This window comes from Microbacterium psychrotolerans, assembly GCF_031085295.1.
GTDB classification, from domain to species: domain Bacteria; phylum Actinomycetota; class Actinomycetes; order Actinomycetales; family Microbacteriaceae; genus Microbacterium; species Microbacterium psychrotolerans.
Window position 1 is genome coordinate 245,495 of record NZ_JAVFWO010000002.1, and the last position, 20,132, is coordinate 265,626.

At 70.6% G+C, this 20,132-nt stretch carries 19 protein-coding genes; 18 read left to right on the forward strand and 1 reads right to left on the reverse strand.

The features are described from left to right. The first annotated feature begins 15 nt into the window (after positions 1-15). From Q9R08_RS05835 to Q9R08_RS05895, 13 genes are all read left to right on the forward strand, one after another. On the forward strand, positions 16-924 hold the full coding sequence (locus Q9R08_RS05835) for a carbohydrate ABC transporter permease (RefSeq protein WP_308866939.1): 909 nt from the start codon (positions 16-18) through the stop codon (positions 922-924). Further along, on the forward strand, positions 914-1,855 hold the full coding sequence (locus tag Q9R08_RS05840) for a carbohydrate ABC transporter permease (RefSeq protein WP_308866940.1): 942 nt from the start codon (positions 914-916) through the stop codon (positions 1,853-1,855). Before Q9R08_RS05835 ends, Q9R08_RS05840 begins: the two co-directional genes overlap by 11 nt. Beyond that, positions 1,852-2,832: an ROK family protein gene (locus Q9R08_RS05845; RefSeq protein ID WP_308866941.1), complete on the forward strand. Its 981-nt coding sequence runs from the start codon at positions 1,852-1,854 to the stop codon at positions 2,830-2,832. Before Q9R08_RS05840 ends, Q9R08_RS05845 begins: the two co-directional genes overlap by 4 nt. Beyond that, complete coding sequence (locus Q9R08_RS05850; protein WP_308866943.1) at positions 2,816-4,393, forward strand: M81 family metallopeptidase; 1,578 nt, start codon at positions 2,816-2,818, stop codon at positions 4,391-4,393. The genes Q9R08_RS05845 and Q9R08_RS05850 overlap by 17 nt, the downstream gene beginning before the upstream one ends. Then, a complete protein-coding gene (locus Q9R08_RS05855; protein ID WP_308866944.1) occupies positions 4,390-5,733 on the forward strand; it encodes an alpha-L-fucosidase in 1,344 nt (447 codons plus the stop codon). Before Q9R08_RS05850 ends, Q9R08_RS05855 begins: the two co-directional genes overlap by 4 nt. After that, a complete protein-coding gene (locus tag Q9R08_RS05860) occupies positions 5,730-6,446 on the forward strand; it encodes a copper homeostasis protein CutC (RefSeq protein WP_308866945.1) in 717 nt (238 codons plus the stop codon). The genes Q9R08_RS05855 and Q9R08_RS05860 overlap by 4 nt, the downstream gene beginning before the upstream one ends. A 91-nt stretch (positions 6,447-6,537) precedes the next feature. Then, a complete protein-coding gene (locus Q9R08_RS05865) occupies positions 6,538-8,376 on the forward strand; it encodes a 5'-nucleotidase C-terminal domain-containing protein (RefSeq protein ID WP_308866947.1) in 1,839 nt (612 codons plus the stop codon). Between the two features lie 80 nt (positions 8,377-8,456). Continuing rightward, the gene (locus tag Q9R08_RS05870) at positions 8,457-9,170 is read left to right on the forward strand and encodes a copper homeostasis protein CutC (RefSeq protein ID WP_308866948.1); all 714 of its coding nucleotides are present in this window, start codon (positions 8,457-8,459) and stop codon (positions 9,168-9,170) included. Between the two features lie 106 nt (positions 9,171-9,276). Then, entirely contained in the window at positions 9,277-10,131 is an 855-nt protein-coding gene (locus tag Q9R08_RS05875) for a peptidoglycan-binding domain-containing protein (RefSeq protein ID WP_308866949.1), read from the forward strand. 75 nt (positions 10,132-10,206) lie between these two features. Further along, positions 10,207-10,752, forward strand: coding sequence for a DNA polymerase III subunit gamma/tau (locus Q9R08_RS05880; RefSeq protein WP_308866950.1), 546 nt, complete (start codon positions 10,207-10,209; stop codon positions 10,750-10,752). Next, entirely contained in the window at positions 10,749-11,183 is a 435-nt protein-coding gene (locus Q9R08_RS05885) for a bacitracin resistance protein (protein WP_308866951.1), read from the forward strand. Before Q9R08_RS05880 ends, Q9R08_RS05885 begins: the two co-directional genes overlap by 4 nt. A gap of 167 nt (positions 11,184-11,350) precedes the next feature. After that, positions 11,351-12,955, forward strand: coding sequence for a phosphoglycerate dehydrogenase (serA, locus tag Q9R08_RS05890; protein ID WP_308866953.1), 1,605 nt, complete (start codon positions 11,351-11,353; stop codon positions 12,953-12,955). 42 nt (positions 12,956-12,997) lie between these two features. Then, the gene (locus Q9R08_RS05895; protein ID WP_308866954.1) at positions 12,998-13,471 is read left to right on the forward strand and encodes a DUF2867 domain-containing protein; all 474 of its coding nucleotides are present in this window, start codon (positions 12,998-13,000) and stop codon (positions 13,469-13,471) included. A 123-nt stretch (positions 13,472-13,594) separates the two neighbouring features. Here the strand turns inward: Q9R08_RS05895 and Q9R08_RS05900 are convergent, their stop codons facing one another. After that, positions 13,595-14,140 carry a TetR/AcrR family transcriptional regulator gene (locus tag Q9R08_RS05900; RefSeq protein ID WP_308866955.1) on the reverse strand — a complete coding sequence of 182 codons (546 nt, stop codon included), beginning with the start codon at positions 14,138-14,140 and terminating at the stop codon, positions 13,595-13,597. 63 nt (positions 14,141-14,203) lie between these two features. Here Q9R08_RS05900 and Q9R08_RS05905 point away from each other — a divergent pair, with 63 nt between their 5' ends. The 5 genes from Q9R08_RS05905 to Q9R08_RS05925 all read left to right on the forward strand — a co-directional run bounded on the left by Q9R08_RS05905 (position 14,204) and on the right by Q9R08_RS05925 (position 20,131). Beyond that, positions 14,204-15,745: an MFS transporter gene (locus Q9R08_RS05905; protein ID WP_308866956.1), complete on the forward strand. Its 1,542-nt coding sequence runs from the start codon at positions 14,204-14,206 to the stop codon at positions 15,743-15,745. A 7-nt stretch (positions 15,746-15,752) separates the two neighbouring features. Next, positions 15,753-16,814 (forward strand): 3-isopropylmalate dehydrogenase, encoded by a 1,062-nt coding sequence (locus tag Q9R08_RS05910; protein ID WP_308866957.1) that lies wholly within the window; start codon positions 15,753-15,755, stop codon positions 16,812-16,814. Positions 16,815-16,853: 39 nt separating this feature from the next. Beyond that, the gene (locus Q9R08_RS05915) at positions 16,854-17,966 is read left to right on the forward strand and encodes a branched-chain amino acid aminotransferase (protein ID WP_308866958.1); all 1,113 of its coding nucleotides are present in this window, start codon (positions 16,854-16,856) and stop codon (positions 17,964-17,966) included. An 85-nt stretch (positions 17,967-18,051) separates the two neighbouring features. Further along, entirely contained in the window at positions 18,052-18,819 is a 768-nt protein-coding gene (locus tag Q9R08_RS05920; RefSeq protein WP_308866959.1) for a fumarylacetoacetate hydrolase family protein, read from the forward strand. A 37-nt stretch (positions 18,820-18,856) separates the two neighbouring features. After that, the gene (locus Q9R08_RS05925; RefSeq protein ID WP_308867669.1) at positions 18,857-20,131 is read left to right on the forward strand and encodes an MFS transporter; all 1,275 of its coding nucleotides are present in this window, start codon (positions 18,857-18,859) and stop codon (positions 20,129-20,131) included. Position 20,132 lies beyond the last annotated feature (1 nt).

Here is a 20,132-nt window from a genome sequence, read left to right on the forward strand (position 1 = left end):
CAAGAGAGCAGACCAATGACGATCACGACGACGAAACGTCGCGGATCGCTCGCCAGGGCCGAGTCCCGCCAGGCGCTGGGCTTCGCAAGCCCGGCCCTGGTGGGGCTCGCCCTGTTCACGATCGTGCCCGTGGGGCTGTCGATCGTGATGAGCGTCTTCGACTGGCCGACGTTCGGCGAACGCGCCTTCAACGGGGCGGACAACTACGTGAAGCTGTTCACGGAGAGCCCGGACTTCTGGCCCGCGCTGCGCAACTCTGCGGTGTACACGCTTCTGTACGTGCCGATGAGCATCGCGCTGTCGCTCGTGCTCGCCATCGGGCTCGGCCCCCGCATCCGCGGGCGCGGAGCTCTGCGCGTGCTCTTCTTCATCCCGGTCGTCGTGCCGATGGTGGCCAACGTCCTGGTGTGGAAGATGATGCTCCAGCCGCAGGGCCTGTTCAACGGCCTGGCGCAGAGCTGGTTCGGAGTGACCCTCCCGAACTTCCTGGCCGACCCGTCCTGGGCCATGGTCATGGTGGTCGCCATGAGCGTGTGGCAGGGACTCGGCTACAACATGCTGATCTTCTCGGCGGCTCTCGAGCAGCTGCCCGAGAGCGTGCTGGAGGCGGCCAGCATCGACGGCGCCCGGGGCTTCCGTCTCGTCTGGAGCGTCATGATCCCGATGATCTCGCCGGCGATCTTCTTCGCGACGATCATGACGATGATCACCGCGCTCCAGGTGTTCGCGCAGCCTCAGCTGCTCACCGGCGGGGGACCGGGCAACGCGACGAAGCCGCTGGTGATGTTCATCTGGGAGCAGGGCTTCACCTTCGGGGATCTGGGACTGGCAGCAGCGGCGGCCTGGATCCTCTTCGCCATCATCATCGTCATCACCGGCGTGCAGTTCGCCGCGCAGCGGAAGTGGGTGCACTATGAGCACTGACACCGACATCGAAGCGGCTGCCGTCGAGCAGACGCTGCTCATGACCTCCGAGGACGAGTTCGTCGCCGAACCGCAGGCGCGCCGTCGTACGGCCGCTCGCACCACCGGAGAGCGCATCCGCCTGGTGATCGCGCACGTGTGCGTCTATGCCGCGGCGCTGATCTTCGTCGCCCCCCTCGTCTATGCCTTCTTCTCGGCGCTCAAGCCGAACGAAGAGATGTTCTCGATGCCGCCGACCCTGGTCGGCTCGCAGCTGAAGTGGGGAAACTTCGCCGAGGTCTTCGCCTACGGCCCGTTCCTGACCTACATCGGCAACTCGCTGTTCGTCGCCGTCGCCGGCACGCTGGTGGTGCTGGTCGTCTCCACGACGGCCGGCTACGCGTTCGGTCGCCTCAGGTGGAAGGGCCGGGATGCCGTCTTCGTCCTGTTCCTGGCGACCCTCATGGTGCCGGCTGAGGTGCTCGTGATCCCGATGTTCCAGGTCATGCAGTGGTTCGGTTGGGTGAACACGTACCAGGCGCTCATCTTCCCCTTCGCCTTCACCGCGTTCGGCACGTTCCTCATGCGACAGTTCTTCCGCGGGATCCCGTTCGAACTCGAGGAGGCCGCTCGCGTGGACGGCTCGGGACCGGTCCGGACGTTCCTGCAGATCATCCTGCCGCTGTCGAAGTCGGCGGTGGCCGTGCTCGCGGTCTTCACGTTCCTGTCGTTCTGGAACAGCTACTTGTGGCCGCTCATCGTGACGGTCGACTACGCGCAGCTCGGGACGCTTCCCGTCGGACTGGCGAGCTTCTCCGGCCTGACGGGAACGCGTTGGGACCTCCAGATGGCCGCGGCCATCATCTCGATGATCCCCACCACGATCCTCGTCATCGTCCTTCAGAAGCACCTGGTGAAGGGCATCGCGATGGCAGGGCTGGGCGGCCGATGAGCGGGTCTGCAGCGTCCTCCGCGGTCGTCGCCGGCGTCGACATCGGGGGGACGAAGACCTCCGGCGCGCTCGTCGCCGCCGACGGCGCGGTGCTCGCCCGCGCGACGCGCGACACGCCGGCGCGCAGGGGGGGCGCGGCCATGGCCGAGACGGCGGCGCTCCTGGTGGAGGAGCTGGCCGACGCCGCCGGCGTGCGGCCGGGCGCGGTGGGTGTGGGAGCCGCAGGGGTCGTCGACCCTCGCACCGGCAGCATCCGCGCCGCGTCGGACATGTTCGTCGACTGGGCCGGCTTTCCGCTCGGCGCGCGGCTCCGTGAGCGGCTGGCTCTCGAGGTGCGCGTCGAGAACGACGTCAACGCGTTCCTGCTCGGCGAGACCGCGTGGGGCTCCGGACGCGGAAGCGACGTCCTCGGCGTGATGCTGGGCACCGGCGTCGGCGGCGCACTCGTGCTCGACGGAAGACTCCGTCACGGGCCGCATGGGGCCGCCGGTGAGATCGGGCACACGCCCGGATACGGCGAACTGATCTGCACGTGCGGCCGCACCGGACACCTCGAGACGCTCGCGTCGGGCACGTCGATCGCGCGGCGGTACGCGTCCGCGACGGGCCGACCCATCGCGTCCGCCCGAACGGTGGCCGAGCGCGCGAGGGCCGGCGACCTGGCCGCCGTGCGGGTGTTCGACGAGGCCGGTCGCGCCGTCGCCCTGGCATGCGTGTCGGCCGCGACTCTCGTCGATGTGCCACTCGCGGTGGTCGGCGGCGGCGTCGCCGCCGCGTGGGATCTGCTGGCGCCCTCCGTCGCCGCCATACTGGCGTCCGATCCGCCCGTCTCGGGCGCCCCGCTGCGCGTCGTCCCCGGCACGCTGCGCGGGGATGCGGTGGTGCTCGGCGCCGCGGCGCTGGTGTCGGCATCCGATCAGTCCTTTTCCTCCACCCCGTTCGCAGAAGGTGAGCTCGTCCGTGACGTCGCGTCCTGACCACGACAAGATCTGGAAGGGGCCGCTCGGCCCCCTCCACCCGTCCGGCCTCGCCCGGCCGCGGATCGGCATCGCCGGCATCTCGATCGAATCGAGCACGTTCTCGCCGCACATCTCCGGCGATGGCGCGTTCACGATCCGCACCGGGGACGACCTCCTCGCGTACTACCCGTTCCTCGCGGACGGTGAGGAGCTGCGGGATGCCGCCGAGTGGGTGCCGCTGACCCACGGGCGGTCGCTGCCGGGCGGCGCCGTCGATCCGCAGACGTATGCGCGCATGAAGGAGGCGATCATCGACGGCATCCGCGCCCAGGGCCCGTTCGACGCGTTCTTCTTCGATATCCACGGCGCCATGAGCGTCGTCGGCATGGACGATGCCGAGGGCGACCTCGCGACCGCCGTGCGTGACGCGCTCGGACCCGACACCCTCGTCTCGGCGTCGATGGATCTCCACGGCAACGTCTCGGACGCCCTGTTCGACGCCGTCGACCTGATCACCTGCTACCGGATGGCGCCGCACGAGGACTGGATGAACACCAAGCAGCGCGCGGTGCACAATCTGCTCGAGCGCCTGCGAGGCGTCGGGGGAGCGGATGCCGACGCGCGGCGACCGTACAAGGCGTGGGTGCGGGTGCCCGTGCTGCTGCCCGGCGAGAAGACGAGCACGAGACTCGAACCGGCGAAGGGTCTGTACGACTCCATCCCCGACGTCGAGGAGCTCCAGGGCGTCATGGATGCCGCGGTGTGGGTCGGCTACGCCTGGGCCGACGAACCCCGCTGCCATGCGAACGTCATCGTGACAGGCGACGACCGCGATGTGATCGAGCGCGAGGCCGAGCGCCTTGCGCGCCGCTACTGGGACGCCCGGTCGGACTTCGCGTTCGTCGGCCCGACGGCGACGCTCGACGATGCGCTCGACATCGCGCTGGCGGCCGGTGCACCGCGGCCGTACGTCATCTCGGACTCCGGCGACAACCCCACCGCAGGCGGTGCCGGCGACGTGTCGTGGACCCTGGGCCGTCTGTTGCGGCGGGCGGACCTCGCGGACCGCTCCCGCGTCGTGCTGGCGGCATCCGTGTTCGACCCGCAAGCCGTGCGCGCCGCTCGCGTCGCCGGTGTGGGCGCGACGGTCAGCCTGCGGGTGGGCGGACGCGTGGATGCCGGGCCCAGCGGCCCCGTCGCGATCACCGGCGAAGTGTTCTCCATCACCGACGGCGACCCCGTCGCAGGAACCCAGGTCGTCGTGCGCAGCGGCGCGGTGCACGCCATCGTGACCGAGCGCCGGAAACCCTTCCATCACCTGGACGACTTCCGGATGCTGGGTCTCGACCCCGAGAGCGCTGACATCGTGATCGTCAAGATCGGCTATCTCGAGCCGGAGCTGTACGACCTCGCGGCGGGGTGGACGCTCGCCCTGACCCCGGGCGGGGTCGACCAGGACCTGCTGCGGCTGGGGCATTCGCGCCTGCGCCCAGGCACCTTCCCGTTCGGCGAGACCGGTGACGAGCCCGACCTGCGCCCCCTCGTCGCGCGGCGCCGCGGGGCGGAGGTGCGGGCATGAACTTCGAGACCCGCACCGGACCGGATCTCGGCGAGGCGACGCCGGAGTACCCCGATGCCACGGTTCCCGAGTGGTACCGCGACGCCAAGCTCGGCTTCTTCGTCCACTGGGGCCTGTACTCGGTGCCCGCGTGGGCGCCGGCGCATCCGCCCGGCGGCGTCCCGGTCGAGGACGCGTACGCTCACCACCAGTACGCGGAGTGGTATGCCAACACGGTCCGCATCGCCGGCAGCCCGACGTGGCAGCGGCATCAGGAGCTCTACGGCACGGGCACGAGCTACGAGGACCTGGCCGACCGGTGGGATGCCGGACGCTTCGACGCGGACGACTTCGTCGACGCGCTCATCGATGCGGGCGCGCGCTACGTCGTGCCCACGACGAAGCACCACGACGGCTTCTGCCTCTGGAACACCGACACCACGACGTTCAACGCCGTGCGACGCGGTCCGCGCCGTGACCTGATCGCCGAGCTGCACGACGCCACCCGCCGCGCGGGCGCGCGGTTCGGCGTGTACTTCTCGGGCGCGCTCGACTGGCACGTCAGCGACTTCCCGCCGATCGAGTCCGACACGGATCTGTTCCGGTTCCGTCGCGCCGACGAGTGGTTCTCGCGGTATGCGGCGGCGCAGCTCGATGAGCTCGTCGAGCGATTCCGCCCCGACGTCCTCTGGAACGACATCGAGTGGCCGGACGGCGGCAAGGGCTCCGAGGACTACGCTGTCGCCGCCCTCCTGCGCCGCTATCTCGCGGCGGTCCCCGAAGGAGCCGTCAACGATCGCTGGGGCGTGCCGCGCCACGGGTTCCTGACCCGTGAGTACACCCACGTCGCCGACATCGTTCCGCAGCCGTGGGAGTCCACGCGAGGGCTGGGGTACTCCTTCGGCTACAACCAGGCGGAGGATGCCGGCCACTCGCTGTCAGGCACGGAGCTCATTCGGCTCCTCGCCGACGTCGTGAGCAAGAACGGCAATCTGCTCATCAACGTCGGACCGCGCGCCGACGGCTCGATCCCCGAGCTGCAGGCTCATGCGATGCGGGAGCTCGGCGCGTGGCTGCGCCGTGACGGCGCGGCGGTCTACGGCACGCGGCCGTGGGTGCGCGCCTTCGAGGAGACCGGTGCGCCGCGTGCCTACACCGCGGGCGACGACGCGGTGAACATCATTGCGCTGGATCCCGGCGCAGGGCTGCTCGAGCTCCCGGTCGAGCTGGAAGCCGGGCGCGCCCGATGGCTGGGCGGGCCGGAAGCGGTGTTCGATCGTGTCCCGGGTGGCGCGGTGCGAGCCGTCGTTCCGGACGCGCTGCGAGGCGATGCCGCGGCCGCGCTCCAGGTGGTGCCGTGACCGCAGTCGTCGAGATCGCCGTACAGGACGCCGCTGGAGCTCGCGCGGCTATCGCGGCCGGCGCCGACCGGCTGGAGCTCTGTCAGGCGCTCGAGACAGGGGGACTCACGCCCTCGATCGGCACGATCGAGGCGGTGTGCGACGCCGTCGGCGGTAAGAAGGTCAACGTGCTCGTCCGTCCGCGCGGCGGTGGCTTCGTGTACGACACGGAGGAGATCACCGTGGTGGCCGCCGACATCCGTGCCTGTGTCGATCGCGGTGTCGCCGGGGTTGTCGTGGGCGCGCTCGACGCGCACGGCCGCGCCGATCGCGAGGCGCTGCGGCGATGGCGGGACGCCGCAGGCCCCGCGACGTTCGTCTTCCATCGCGCGATCGACGCCTCGCCGCGAAGCGCCGAGGTCTTCGAGGCGTTGCTCGCCGATGGCGTGGACCGCGTGCTGACCTCCGGGGGCGCCGTGCGCAGCATCGACGGAGTCGATCGCCTGGCGGCCTACGCGCGCCTGGCCGGGACGGCGCTGGACGTCACAGCGGGTGGGGGAGTGGCTCCCGAGCACATTCCCCACATCGTCTACTCCGGCGTGCGCGCCGTGCATCTCTCGGCACGCCGGCGGACGGGACTGGACGCTGCGTCGGGGCCCGGCGGCGGGGTCGACGGTCACGACGTCACCGACCCCGGCATCGTAGCCGCCGCGGTCGCCGCAGCCCGCGCCTGATCCGCGATCCCGCTTGCTGAGAGTTTCCTCATGAGCCGGTCCTTGTCGCGGGGGACGCGGGCGTGGTGTGATCCTCGCCATGGGAGAACACATGCCTGATCAAGAATCCGACCACGACATCGACCCGCTGGCGGACACCCCGCCTCGGTCGGGTCTCAGTCGCCGCAACTTCCTCGTCGGCGTCTCGGCGGCCAGCGTGCTCGCCGCCGCGGGCTGGGCGCAGACGCCGAGGGCGGTGGCGGCCGAGGGCGGTGGCAGGTCGGTCACGATCACGATCATGGGCACCTCCGACATCCATGCCAACGCGCTCAACTGGGACTACTACAAGGACGCCGCCTACAGCGACAGCGCGGGCAACACCATCGGCCTGGCACGCGTGTCGAGCCTCGTCAACCAGATCCGCGCCGACCGCGGCCGCGACCGCACCCTGCTCTTCGACGCCGGCGACACCATCCAGGGCTCGCCGCTCGGCTTCTACTACGCGACGGTGGACCCGGTGAACGCATCCGGCGCCGTGCATCCGATCGCCGCCGGATTCAACGCGATCGGCTACGACGCCGTGGCGCTGGGCAACCACGAGTTCAACTACGGACTCGACTTCCTCGACTACTGGATCTCGCAGCTGGATGCCCCGGCCCTGGCAGCGAATGCCGTGCACGCGGGCACCACCGAGCCTGCGTTCCGGCCGTACATCGTCAAGAAGATGCACGTGCCCGGGTACAAGCCGATCCGCGTCGGAGTCCTCGGGCTCACGAACCCCGGCGTCGTGATCTGGGACAAGGGCAATGTGAGCGGTCGCCTGGACGTGCTGGACGTCGTGGAGACGGCGGCGCGCTGGGTGCCCATCATGCGCGCCGAGGGCGTCGATGTCGTGGTGGTGAGCGTGCACGCCGGCGACAGCGGCCTGTCGTCGTACGGCAGCGACCTCCCGGTCGAGAACGCGGCCCGGATGCTGGCGGAGGAGGTGCCGGGCATCGACGCGATCCTGTTCGGGCACGCGCACCTCGACAAGCCGGAAGTGCGGGTGGTCAACAAGGTCACCGGCAAAGAGGTCGTGATGAGCGAACCGAAGAACTGGGGCCAGCGCCTCAGCGTCTTCGACCTGCAGCTCACAATGGAGCGCGGTCAGTGGGTCGTGGCCGCCGCGAAGTCCCTCACCGTGAACACCAACACGGTGGCCGACGATCCGGCACTGGTGCAGGTCGTGAAGGCGCAGCACGACGCGGTCGTCGCATACGTGAACACACCGGTGGCGACCTCGACCGAGACACTGTCGGCCGCCGAGTCCTGCTGGAAGGACACCGCGATCCTCGACTACGTCAACCACGTGCAGATCGACACGGTGTCGAAGGCGATCGCGGGCACGCCCGAGGCATCCCTCCCGATCATCTCGCTCGCGGCGCCGTTCAACCGTGCGGCGACGTTCCCGGCGGGTCAGGTGACGATCAAAGACGTCGCCGGCCTCTACATCTACGACAACACTTTGCTGGGCTCGGTGCTGACCGGAGCGCAGATCAAGGACTACCTCGAGTACTCCGCCAAGTACTTCCTGACGGTCGCGCCCGACGCAGCGGTGGCGCCCGCCACGTGGACGAACGCCCTCGGAACCCCGGACTACAACTTCGACCAGTTCTCGGGGGTCACCTACGACATCGACATCTCGCAGCCGCAGGGCTCGCGTATCGCGAACCTCGCGTGGGAGGGAACGCCCGTCGCCGCCGACCAGCGCTTCGTGGTGGCGGTGAACAACTACCGGCAGTCGGGCGGTGGCGGGTTCCCGCACATCGCGGCGGCACCGGTCGTCTACAACGCCCAGGTCGCCATCCGCGAGGCGATCGTCGCGTACGCGTCCGCGACGGGCGTGATCGACCCCGCCGACTTCCACGAGGTGAACTGGAAGCTGGTGCGTGCCGGTACCCCGGTCTTCTGATCCGGCGCGGCGAAGGCCCGGCTCCCTCGGGCGGGAGCCGGGCCTTCGCGGGTCCGCACGCGCCCCGCTAGGCTCGCGACATGTCAGCGCGTCCTGTCGAGATCGCCGTCCAAGATCCGGTGGGTGCTCGCGTCGCCATGGCGGCGGGGGCCACAAGGCTGGAACTGTGCCAGGCGCTGGACGTCGGCGGGCTCACGCCGTCGCTCGCGATCCTCGAAGGTGTGCTGGCCGCCGTCGATCCCTCGACGGTGAACGTCCTGGTGCGCCCGCGCGGCGGCGGGTTCGTGTACAGCGCCGAGGAGGTCGCGCTGGTCTCGGCCGACATCCGCGCCTGCGTCGATCGTGGTGCGGGCGGAGTGGTCGTCGGGGCGCTGACGCCGGCGGGCGGCCTCGATGTCGAATCCGTGCGGAGATGGCGGGATGCCGCCGGCTCGGCGACGCTGGTGTTCCACCGTGCGGTCGATGCCTCGGCAGACCCCGCGGCAGTCTTCGATGCCCTCGTGGCGGAAGGTGTCGACCGCGTGCTGACTTCGGGCGGCGCCACCCGGTCGATCGACGGCATCGACGCGTTGGCCGCCTTCGCGGCGCGCTCCGGCGGCGTCGAGGTCATGGCGGGTGGCGGCGTGCAGCCGGCCGACATCCCCGCCCTCTTCGCCGCCGGCGTCGACGCGGTGCATCTGTCGGCGCGCTCGCGGGCCGGGCACGATGCGCCGTCGGGACCCGGCGGCGGCTCGGCCGGACACGATGTGACAGACCCCGGCATCGTCGCGGAGGCGGTCGCCGCCGCGGGCTGAGGTTCGGTCGCGTCGTTTCGGGACGGACGTATCACGACGCACCGCCGACACCTCGGAAGCGAGTGGGGCCAGACCCCGCATCGGACACCGATTCAGAGGAGCCGTCATGAACGTCGAACCGTGGAGCACCGTCGGACCGGGATCGTCCGCCGCGATCGTCCCGGGCATCCAGTACCTGCTGCGCGCACACGGCCACGCCGTGGCCGTGGACGGCGCGTACGGGCCTGCGACCGCGGCGGCCGTCAGCGCGTTCCAGACAGCGCAGGGGGTGCCGTCCGACGGCATCGTCGGGCCTATTACCTGGCCACGGCTTGTGATCGCGGTCCAGCAGGGATCGACGGGCGACGCCGTCCGCGCCGTCCAGCAGTTCGGGCTCGCTCGTTCGCCGGGGGAGGACCCGCTCATCGTCGACGGCGACTTCGGCCCGATCACCAAGGAGCGCGTCGAGTTCTTCCAGGAGTCGTGGGGCCTTTCGCTGGACGGCGTGGCAGGCCGCGAGACCTGGTCGTTCTTCAGCACCTTCATGCCGGGGGAGCGCCCGTGGGCGCTCGTGAAGCAGGGATCGTCGCAGGCGACGAACTGGCGCGTGCTCGCGGCACAGCACCTCCTGCGCGCGCACGGTGCGACGATCGCCGCGGACGGCGCGTTCGGACCGTTGAGCGGACAGGCCGTCCAGGCGTTCCAGCAGACCTTGCGGGCCGTCGAGATCTCGACCACCCTCGGCCAGCTCGATTGGCCGAGTCTCATCATCACCGTGAAGCAGGGCGACGGACCTGAGGGGCCCAAGGGCGAGGCGGTGCGTGCGGTACAGACACTGCTGGCCGACTTGACCGTCGACGGCGACTTCGGGCCGCAGACCGACGCGGCCGTGCGGCAGTTCCAGCAGGTGTTCCTGCCGCCGGCGGACGGCGTCGTCGGCCCGAACACCTGGCACACGCTGATGGTGCGCCTGTTCGAGTGATCCGTCACAGGCCGCGAGCCTCCGCAACGCCGGGCGGCTCTCGGCCGCATCGCGACGCGGCACTACTCTGAGACGGTGACGACCGGACGCGACGACGACGCCCTGACCTGGGACGGTGACGACGATCCCACGCTCGACGTCGGTGCGAGTGCGGGGACGGAGCCCGCACCCGATGCCGCCACGCGACCCTCGGCGCCGGAGCTCCCGCCGGGGTACACCGCGGTGGGCAAGGGCAGCGAAACCGTCGGCGCCGCGGACACGCCGGATGCGGCATCCGTCGACGAAGAGGCACCTGTCCGCGGCGACGCCGTGGCAGAGTCGAGATCGCTCGGCAACGGCGCGCTCGTCGCCCTCGGCGTGCTGGGCGGCGTCTACGCGCTCTACGCGATCGGGTGGGTCATCGGCGGACTGCGGCTGCAGGGCCGCGCTCAGTACCTGGTGCTCGACGTGATGTATCAGGGCAGCCTGTGGCTCGCCGTGCTCGCGCCGGTGCTGTGGTTCGCGACGACCTTCCTGCTCACCCGCCGCTCGCGCGCATGGGTCAGGTTCGCGTGGCTGGCGGTGGGTGTGGTCCTGCTGCTGCCCTGGCCCTTCGTGATGATCGGGGCGATCGGACAATGAGCGACGACGTCACGACCCCCACGCCTTCTCCTGACGACGCCGGCGCGTCGCCGGCATCCTCTGAGCGCGTCGGCCCCGCCGCGATACCCCCGGTGCGTCAGGGCAGGACGCCCACCTGGCTGGTGGCCGCGATCACGGGCATCGTCGGGCTGTTCTACGCCTACGCCGTCTGGAACGCGATCGGCAACCTCGTGGCGACGCTCCAGGTGTTCGCCGGCGCAGGGCTCACGCTCAACGCGTTCGGCTGGTTCATCTGGATCTTCGCCGCGGTGTTCCCGCTGATCGTGTGGGCCGGCGCTTTCGCGATCGGGTACCGGCGCGCGCCGCACGAGCTGCTCCTCGTGATGCTCACCGGCCTCGCGCTCGTCGCCGTGTTCTGGCTGAACGTCGTGGCCTACACGACGCTCAACTCGGCCTCCTTCCTCGGCTGAGACTCCCGACCTGCGGCCGCCGTGCGCGGGGTGACGGCCGTCATACGGTCGGGCAGGTCGCCGCGCGGACGGTAGGCTGGCACAGGCCTCGCCCCCGACGGCGTGCGGCGCGGCATCCGGTCTGCCCTGCTCCGCGCGCTCGCGCACCGCCCCCAAAGGAACCACCCGTGCCGAAGCCTGTCGTCCTCATCGCCGAAGAACTGTCTCCCGCCACGATCGACGCCCTGGGCCCCGACTTCGACGTGCGTCACGTCGACGGCACCGACCGCCCGGCGCTGCTGGCGGCCCTCGCCGACGCGAACGCGGTGCTGATCCGCTCGGCGACCAAGGTCGATGCCGAGGCGATCGCCGCAGCCCCCGTGCTCAAGGTCGTCGCCCGCGCGGGTGTGGGCCTCGACAACGTCGACATCAAGACCGCCACGACGGCCGGCGTCATGGTCGTGAACGCGCCGACCTCCAACATCATCTCGGCGGCCGAGCTCACCGTCGGTCACATCCTCAGCCTCGCCCGCCGCATCCCCGCCGCGCACGCGTCGCTCGCCGGCGGAGCGTGGAAGCGCAGCTCGTACACCGGCACGGAGCTCTTCGAGAAGACCGTCGGCATCATCGGTCTGGGCCGCATCGGCGCCCTCATCGCGGCGCGGCTCCAGGCGTTCGGGGTGTCGGTCGTCGCATACGACCCCTACGTGACCCCGACGCGCGCCCAGCAGCTCGGCGTGCAGCTGCTCGAGCTCGACGAGCTGCTCGCGCAGAGCGACTTCGTCACCATCCACATGCCGAAGACGCCCGAGACGACCGGCATGATCGGCACCGAGCAGTTCCGCCTCATGAAGAAGACGGCGTTCGTCGTCAACGTCGCGCGTGGCGGCCTCATCGATGAGGAGGCGCTGTACACGGCGCTGACCGACGGCGAGATCGCCGGCGCCGGCCTCGACGTCTTCACGAGCGAGCCGCCTGCACCGGACGGCACGGCGTTCCCGCTGCTGAGCCTGCCCAACGTCGTCGTCACGCCGCACCTCGGCGCCTCGACGGACGAAGCGCAGGAGAAGGCGGGCGTGTCGGTCGCGAAGTCGGTGAAGCTCGCCCTCGAGGGCGACCTCGTGCCCGACGCGGTGAATGTCGCGGGCGGCGTCATCGACCCGTTCGTGCGTCCCGGCATCTCGCTGGTCGAGCAGCTCGGACAGTTCTTCACCGGCCTGGCGCACAGCGCACTCACCAGCCTCGACATCGAGGTGCGCGGCGAGCTCGCGGCGTACGACGTCAGCGTGTACCGGCTGGCGGCCCTCAAGGGCATCCTCGCCAACGTCGTCAGCGAGAACGTCTCGTACGTGAACGCGCCGCTGTTCGCCGAGCAGCGCGGCATCGAGACTCGACTGATCGTCGAGGCCGAGAGCCCGCTCTACCGCAACATCACGATCCTCCGCGGCACGCTCGCCGACGGCTCCGTGCTCACGGTGGCCGGCACCCTCGCCGGCACGCGCATGGTGCCGAAGGTGGTCGGCATCAACGGGTACGAGATCGAGGTTCCGATCGAGCGCCACCACCTCGTCATGCGGTACGCCGACCGCCCGGGCATCGTCGCGATCTACGGCCAGAAGCTCGGCAGCGCCGGTATCAACATCGCCGGGCTCCAGGTGGCGCAGGCCGACGCGAGCGGACGCGCACTGTCGGTGCTCACCGTGGACTCGCCGGTGCCGGAGGACCTCCTCGACGAGATGCGCGAAGCGGTGGGCGCCGACCTGTTCCGCCGCATCGAGGTCACCGAGGACTGAGCGGTGCAACCGGGGGAGGCAGCCGGGCAGGCGGCCGCTCCCGTGTCCGCGTCCGGCGCGGGCCCTGTCTTGCGCAGCCTGGCGTTCGAGGGGCTGACGCGGTTCGACTACGGCGACGTGATCCTCGCGTCCAAGCCGCCGCGCAGCACGGACGACCCGCGGCTGTGGGCCGAGACCCTGTTCGCTCCGTCGTCGGCGCCGGTGTGGGTGAAGGCGGCGATGGGCCTGCGCATGGCGCTCGCCCCGCTTCTCGGACTGGAGTCCGCGCCGCGCGGAGTGTTCGACGTCCGGAAGGTGGTGGGCGAAGAGGCGCTCATCGAGTACGCCGACGAGCACCTCACCTTCCGCTGCGGTGTCGGGGTGGATGCCGAGGCCGCCGTCGTGCGCGTGACCACAGTGGTGACGTTCAACGACTGGCGCGGGCGGGTGTACTTCACTCCGGTGTCGCTGGCGCACCCGCTCGTGGTGCACGCGATGCTCCGTCGTGCCCGCCGCGCCCTCGCCCGGCGGAGCTGAGGCGCCGGGCTCGAACGCGGCATTCGCCTGCGAGGGCGCCGTCGCGCTCACGCGCGGTCGCAGGAGAGTGCCGCGCTCAGCGAGCTCAGCTCCGGCCGGGGCCTCCACCAGCCGTCGGAGAGCTCAGCTCCGGCTGGCGCCCTCCACCAGGGCGATGAGGGCGTCGAGCGCGGGACCGCGGGGGACGGGCCCCGGGATGGAGCCGCCCGAAAGGGCGTTGTTGAAGTACAGCCCGTCGCTGACGAGCATCACGAGGTCGAGCGCGACCTCGTCCTTCGTGTGCGGGCGCAGCGCGGCGGCCCATTGCTCGCGAACGTCCCGCAGGGCGTCGCTGGCGACCGGATCGCCGCCTTGCGCGAGCCGCGACGTGGCAAGGATCGCGCGGTCGATCGGATCGTTGGCCATGACCGATGTGCGCAGGAAGTACGCGATCGGTCCTTCGGGGGCTGCGGCCATCACGGCCACATCCTCGGCGACCAGCGTCCGCAGGCGATCGATGATCGCCGACTCGAGCGACTCCTTCGTGCCGAAGTGGTAGAGCAGGCCGCCCTTCGACACGCCTGCCGCCTTCGCGGTGGCGTCCATGGTCGCGGCGCGCTCGCCCTCCTCTATGAGGATCTGCTCGAAGGCGTCGAGCACCTTCTCGCGGGCGAGGGGAGGGCGGCTCATGGCCTCGATCGTATCGACAGGCGGGTGGGAACCCTGATACTATACCGGCTGGACGGTATAGAAATGATGACTCTCACACAAGAACTCTCGCTCGCCGACGCCCAGGGCCGGAGGGTCGGGTGGCGCGGCTGGGCTGCTCTCGTCGTGCTCATGCTGCCGGTGCTGCTCGTTTCGGTCGACAACACGGTGCTGAGCTTCGCGCTCCCGTCGATCGCGCTCGAGCTGGGACCGTCGAGCGCCCAGCAACTGTGGATCATCGACGCCTATCCGCTCGTGCTCGCGGGGCTGCTCGTGACGATGGGCACGCTGGGCGACCGCTTCGGACGCCGACGGATGCTGCTCATCGGCGCGACAGGCTTCGCCGCGGTGTCGGTGCTCGCCGCCTTCGCCCCCAGCGCCGCCTGGCTGATCGCCGCGCGGGCCGGAATGGGCGTGTTCGGCGCGATGCTGATGCCTTCGACGCTCTCGCTGCTGCGCAGCATCTTCACCGACCGGGACCAGCGGCGTCTCGCGATCGCCGTGTGGGCGGCCATGTTCTCGGCCGGTGCGGCGCTCGGCCCCATCGTGGGCGGGCTCCTGCTCGAGCAATTCTCGTGGGGCTCGGTGTTCCTGCTGTCGGTGCCCGTGCTCATCCCGCTGCTCGCGCTGGCGCCGCTGCTCGTTCCCGAGAGCCGCGATCCGAAGCCGGGTCGCATCGACCCGCTGAGCATCGCTCTGTCGATGGCGACGATGATCCCCATCGTCTACGGCATCAAGGAGCTCGCGGTGCACGGGTTCGCCGTCGCGGCGTGGCTGCCGATCCTCGCCGGGCTCGGGTTCGGTGTGCTGTTCGTGCGGCGGCAGCTGCGCGCGCGTACGCCGATGCTCGACATGCGCCTGTTCCGCCGGGGGAGCTTCAGCGGTGCGCTGATGGTCAACCTCCTCAGCGTCATCGCGCTCGTCGGATTCCTGTTCTTCGTGGCGCAGCACCTGCAGCTCATCGTCGGCCTCTCGCCGATGCAGGCGGGCCTCGCCCTCGTCCCGGGTCTCGCGATGATGATCGTCGCGGGTCTCGCGGTCGTGCCGATCTCCAAGAAGTGGCCTGCTCGCATCGTCGTCCCGGTGGCGCTGGTCTTCTCGGTGGCGGGCTACGTGACGGTGGCCTTCGCGACCGGACCCGAGAGCATCGGCGCCCTCGTGGCGGCCTTCATCTCCCTCGGCATCGGCATCGGCGCGGCCGAGACGGTGTCGAACGAGCTGGTGCTCTCGAGCGCTCCGCCTGCCAAGGCCGGCGCCGCGAGCGCGGTCTCCGAGACGGCGTACGAGCTGGGTGCCGTGCTGGGCACGACCGTGCTCGGCGGCATCCTCACGGCGCTCTACCGGACGAACCTCGTCGTGCCCGAGGGGGTTCCGGATGCCGCGGCCGAGGCCGCGTCGGAGACCCTCGCCGGTGCCGTGCATGCGGCCGGCGAGATCGGCGGCAGCACGGGCGAGGCGCTCTTCGAGGCGGCGGCGACGGCATTCGACGCCGGCGTCACGGTCACCGCGCTGATCGGCGCCGTCCTGGTCGTCGTCGCGGGGGTCATCGCGGCCACTACCCTGGGAGGGTCCCGCCAGAAGTCGTAGGAGCACTATGTCGCGCGTCGTGAAACTGGCCGTCATCCCGGGTGACGGCATCGGTCCGGAGGTCATCGCGGAGGCGGAGAAGGTGCTGGAGGCGGCTGCCGCGGGCAGCGGCGTCCGCTTCGACAAGACCCGCTTCTCGCTGGGCGCCGGCCGGTTCCTGGACACCGGGGACACGCTGACCGCCGACGACCTCGCCGCGATCAAGGACCACGACGCGATCCTGCTCGGCGCGGTCGGGGGAGTCCCCGGCGACCCGCGGCTCAAGAACGCCAACATCGAGCGCGGAATGCTGCTCAAGCTGCGGTTCGAGCTCGACCACTACGTCAACCTGCGGCCGTCGAAGCTCTACCCGGGCGTACCCGGACCGCTCGCCGCGCCGGGTGACATCGACTTCGTCGTCGTCCGCGAGGGCACCGAAGGGCCGTACGTCGGCAACGGCGGATCGATCCGCACCGGCACGCCTCACGAGGTCGCCAACGAGACGTCCGTCAACACCGCGTTCGGCGTCGAGCGGGTCGTCCGCTACGCGTTCGATCTGGCCGAGCGCCGTCGCCGGAAGCTCACACTCGTGCACAAGACGAACGTTCTCGTCCACGCCGGCGGCATCTGGAAGCGCCTCGTCGACGAGGTCGCGCTCGAGCATCCCGACGTGACCGTAGACTATGTGCACGTCGACGCGGCCACCATCTACCTGGTCACGAACCCGAGCCGTTTCGACGTGATCGTCACCGACAACCTCTTCGGCGACATCCTCACCGACTTGGCCGGCGCCGTCACCGGTGGCATCGGCCTCGCAGCCTCGGGGAACATCAATCCCGACGGCGCGTTCCCCTCGATGTTCGAGCCCGTGCACGGATCGGCGCCCGACATCGCAGGCCAGCAGAAGGCCGATCCCACGGCCGCGATCCTCTCCGTCTCACTGCTGCTCGACCATCTCGGGCTCCAGGACGAGGCCCGCCGCGTCACGACCGCGGTCGAGGAGGATCTTGCCGCACGCGGCTCCGACGCGGGCGCGACCCGCACGACGACGCAGGTCGGCGACGCGATCGTCGCCCGACTCCAGGCGTAATCTGAGATCACGTCGTCCTACCGACAGAGGATTCCACCCATGACCATCGATCTTCCCCTCCAGGCGCCCTCGGCCGCAGGCCTCGTCTGGAACGTCACGCGGAACACCGAGGCGACACCGGATGCCGAGCGCGAGGCGATCCTCGCCGATCCCGGCTTCGGTCAGCACTTCACCGACCACATGGTCGACATCTGCTGGTCGGAGAAGGGCGGATGGCACCGGCCGCGCGTGCAGCCGTACGGCCCGATCCCGCTCGACCCCGCTGCGGCCGTGCTGCACTACTCGCAGGAGATCTTCGAGGGCCTGAAGGCCTACCGTCACGCAGACGGGTCGATCTGGACCTTCCGTCCCGACCGCAACGCGGCCCGGCTGCAGCGCTCGGCCCAGCGACTCGCGCTTCCCGAGCTGCCGACCGAGTACTTCCTCGAGTCGCTGCGCGAGCTCATCGCCGTCGACGGCGCGTGGGTTCCGACGGCCGCCGAGACGAGCCTGTACCTGCGCCCCTTCATGTTCGCGAAAGAGGCGTTCCTGGGCGTCCGCGCGGCGAAGAAGGTCGGGTACTACCTCATCGCCAGCCCCGCGGGCGCCTATTTCGCCGGCGGGGTGCAGCCGGTCAACATCGCACTGTCGACCCGCTACGCGCGCGCCGGCAAGGGCGGCACGGGCGCGGCCAAGACCGGCGGGAACTACGCATCCAGCCTGCTGCCGCAGGCCGAGGCGTACGAGAAGGGCTGCCAGCAGGTGCTCTTCCTCGACGACGGCTACATCGAGGAGCTCGGGGGCATGAACCTCGTCCTCGTGACGGACGACGGCCGCCTCATCACTCCCGAGTCCGACTCGATCCTCGAGGGCATCACGCTGGCGTCGGTTCTGCAGCTCGCGCAGGACCGCGGCCTCGTCGTCGAGCAGCGCAAGGTCTCGATCGACGAGTGGCGCGAGGGTGCGGCATCCGGCTCCATCGTGGGCGCGTTCGCGTGCGGCACGGCGGCGGTCATCGTGCCGATCGGCAAGCTCGTCGCCGACGACTACGAGATCGTCCACGACGGCGATGCGGCGTCCGAGCTGGCCCTGTCGCTGCGCGAGGAGCTCACCGGCATCCAGTACGGTCGCGTCGCCGACCGTCACGGGTGGCTGATGCGCCTCGACGGCTGATCCGACGCTTCTCGGAAGCTCCGGGCCCCGCGCGTGTGCGGTGTCCGGGGCTTTCCGTGTCGGGCGGGATGGCTAGGCTGATCCGGTGAGGATCGCGCGCTTCAGCCACAACGACGCCATCAAGTTCGGGATCGTCGACGAAGGGGAACTCGTCGTCCTCGCCGGCGACCCGATGTTCGCGGGGTACGACACGACGGGGGAGCGCGTGCCGCTTGCCGACGTCGCGCTGCTGGCGCCGGTCATCCCTCGCTCGAAGCTCGTCTGCGTCGGCCGCAACTACCGCGACCACGCCGCCGAGCTGGGCAACGACGTCCCCGCCGCGCCGATGCTCTTCTTCAAGCCCAACACCACCGTGATCGGGCCGGGCGATGCCGTGGTGCTGCCGAAGGGCTCCGACTTCATCAGCTTCGAGGGCGAGCTGGCGGCCGTCATCGGTCGCATCGCGAAGAACGTTCCGGCCGAGAACGCGCTCGACTACGTCTTCGGGTACACGATCGCCAACGACCTCACCGCCCGGGACTGGCAGAAGACCGACGGGCAGTGGGCCCGCGCGAAGGGCTTCGACACGTCGTGCCCGCTCGGTCCCGCCATCGAGACGGAGTTCGACGTCGACGGCCCGGCCGTGATCACCACCCGCCTGAACGGTGAGGTGCGGCAGCAGGGCCCGATCCGCGACATGATCTTCTCCCTCGCCGGTGTGATCGCGTACGCCTCTGCGGCGTTCACGCTGCTGCCGGGCGACGTGATCCTCACGGGCACCCCGGCCGGCGTCGGCCAGATCGTCGCGGGCGACACCGTCGAGGTCGAGATCGCCGGTCTCGGCATCCTGCGCAACACCGCTCGTGACGCCTGACGAGAGGAGACGGGCGCCCGGCGCCGACCCTTCGGTCCTGACGCCCCATAGCGGGCCCACGGCCGGAGAGGTCGCCGGCGTCCAGCGACGCACCGTCTGGGTCCTCTCGCTCGGGCAGGTGCTCGGCGGGCTGGCTTTCGGCGCCACACTGTCGCTCGGGGCGGTGCTCGCGGCCGAACTCTCGGGCGAGGACGCCTTCTCCGGACTCGCTGCGGCCGCAGTGACGTTCGGCACCGCGCTGACGGCCGTGCCGCTCGCGGCGATCGCCCGCCGTCGCGGGCGGCGGCTGGCGCTCACGACGGGCATGGCGGTCGCCCTCGTCGGCGTCGCCCTGGTGATCGTCGCCGTCTCGCTGCGGGCGTTCCCCCTGCTGCTGGTCGGCTTCCTCATCATCGGAGCCGGTCAGGCCGCCAACCTGCAGTCGCGCTTCGCCGCCGCCGACCTCGCCACCGATGCCTCGCGCGGCCGTGACCTCTCGATCGTCGTGTGGGCGACGACGGTGGGCGCCGTGCTCGGGCCGAACCTCACCGGACCCGGTGAGGTGATCGGCAGCGCGATCGGCATGCCGCCGCTCACCGGGCCGTACCTGTTCACGCTCGTCGCTCAGGGCCTCGCCATCGTGCTGTACCTCGTCGCCATGCGGCCCGACCCGCTGCTCCTCGCCCAGCGCGTCGTCGCGTCGGCTCGGGCCGGCAGCCGCCTCATCGCCAAGGCCGACCGGCCGGTCGCCGCGCGGTACGCGATCTTCGCGGTGGCCGCCGCGCACGGCACGATGGTGTCGGTGATGGCGATGACCCCGGTGCACCTGGCGCATCTGACCCACGGCGCGACCGAGGCGGCGACCCTGTCGATCATCGGACTGACGATCAGCCTCCACATCGCGGGGATGTACGTGCTCTCGCCGGTCTTCGGCATCCTCGCCGACAAGGTCGGGCGGGTTCCCACCATCCTCATCGGGCAGGTCCTCCTCGTCGCGGCGCTCCTGACGGCCTCGTTCGGGCAGCTCTCGACGACAGCGGTGACGGTGGCGCTCGTGCTCCTGGGCCTCGGATGGAGCGCGTCGACGGTCGCCGGTTCGACCCTGCTCACCGAGTCGTCGTCCGAGGCGCTGCGCACCCGGCGCCAGGGGATCAGCGACTTCACGATGAGCATCGTGGGCGGCCTGGGCGCGATCGCGGCCGGCGCGGTGCTCGGCTGGATCGGCTACGGCGGTCTCGCCCTCGTCGTCCTGGTGCTCGTCGCCGCGTCGGTGCTGCTCGCTCCGCTCGGCTGGCGGGCATCCCGCGCCCGCCCGGCGTCTCAGCCGGGCTGAC

What these genes read in the sequence shown, in the direction of transcription:
- Q9R08_RS05870 (WP_308866948.1), top strand. Translation starts at nt 8,457, where the DNA reads ATGTCAGCGCGTCCTGTCGAGATCGCCGTCCAAGATCCGGTGGGTGCT.
- Q9R08_RS05900 (WP_308866955.1), bottom strand. Translation starts at nt 14,140, where the DNA reads ATGAGCCGCCCTCCCCTCGCCCGCGAGAAGGTGCTCGACGCCTTCGAG.
- Q9R08_RS05905 (WP_308866956.1), top strand. Translation starts at nt 14,204, where the DNA reads ATGATGACTCTCACACAAGAACTCTCGCTCGCCGACGCCCAGGGCCGG.
- Q9R08_RS05885 (WP_308866951.1), top strand. Translation starts at nt 10,749, where the DNA reads ATGAGCGACGACGTCACGACCCCCACGCCTTCTCCTGACGACGCCGGC.
- Q9R08_RS05875 (WP_308866949.1), top strand. Translation starts at nt 9,277, where the DNA reads ATGAACGTCGAACCGTGGAGCACCGTCGGACCGGGATCGTCCGCCGCG.
- Q9R08_RS05915 (WP_308866958.1), top strand. Translation starts at nt 16,854, where the DNA reads ATGACCATCGATCTTCCCCTCCAGGCGCCCTCGGCCGCAGGCCTCGTC.
- Q9R08_RS05865 (WP_308866947.1), top strand. Translation starts at nt 6,538, where the DNA reads ATGCCTGATCAAGAATCCGACCACGACATCGACCCGCTGGCGGACACC.
- Q9R08_RS05910 (WP_308866957.1), top strand. Translation starts at nt 15,753, where the DNA reads ATGTCGCGCGTCGTGAAACTGGCCGTCATCCCGGGTGACGGCATCGGT.
- Q9R08_RS05840 (WP_308866940.1), top strand. Translation starts at nt 914, where the DNA reads ATGAGCACTGACACCGACATCGAAGCGGCTGCCGTCGAGCAGACGCTG.
- Q9R08_RS05835 (WP_308866939.1), top strand. Translation starts at nt 16, where the DNA reads ATGACGATCACGACGACGAAACGTCGCGGATCGCTCGCCAGGGCCGAG.
- Q9R08_RS05845 (WP_308866941.1), top strand. Translation starts at nt 1,852, where the DNA reads ATGAGCGGGTCTGCAGCGTCCTCCGCGGTCGTCGCCGGCGTCGACATC.
- Q9R08_RS05855 (WP_308866944.1), top strand. Translation starts at nt 4,390, where the DNA reads ATGAACTTCGAGACCCGCACCGGACCGGATCTCGGCGAGGCGACGCCG.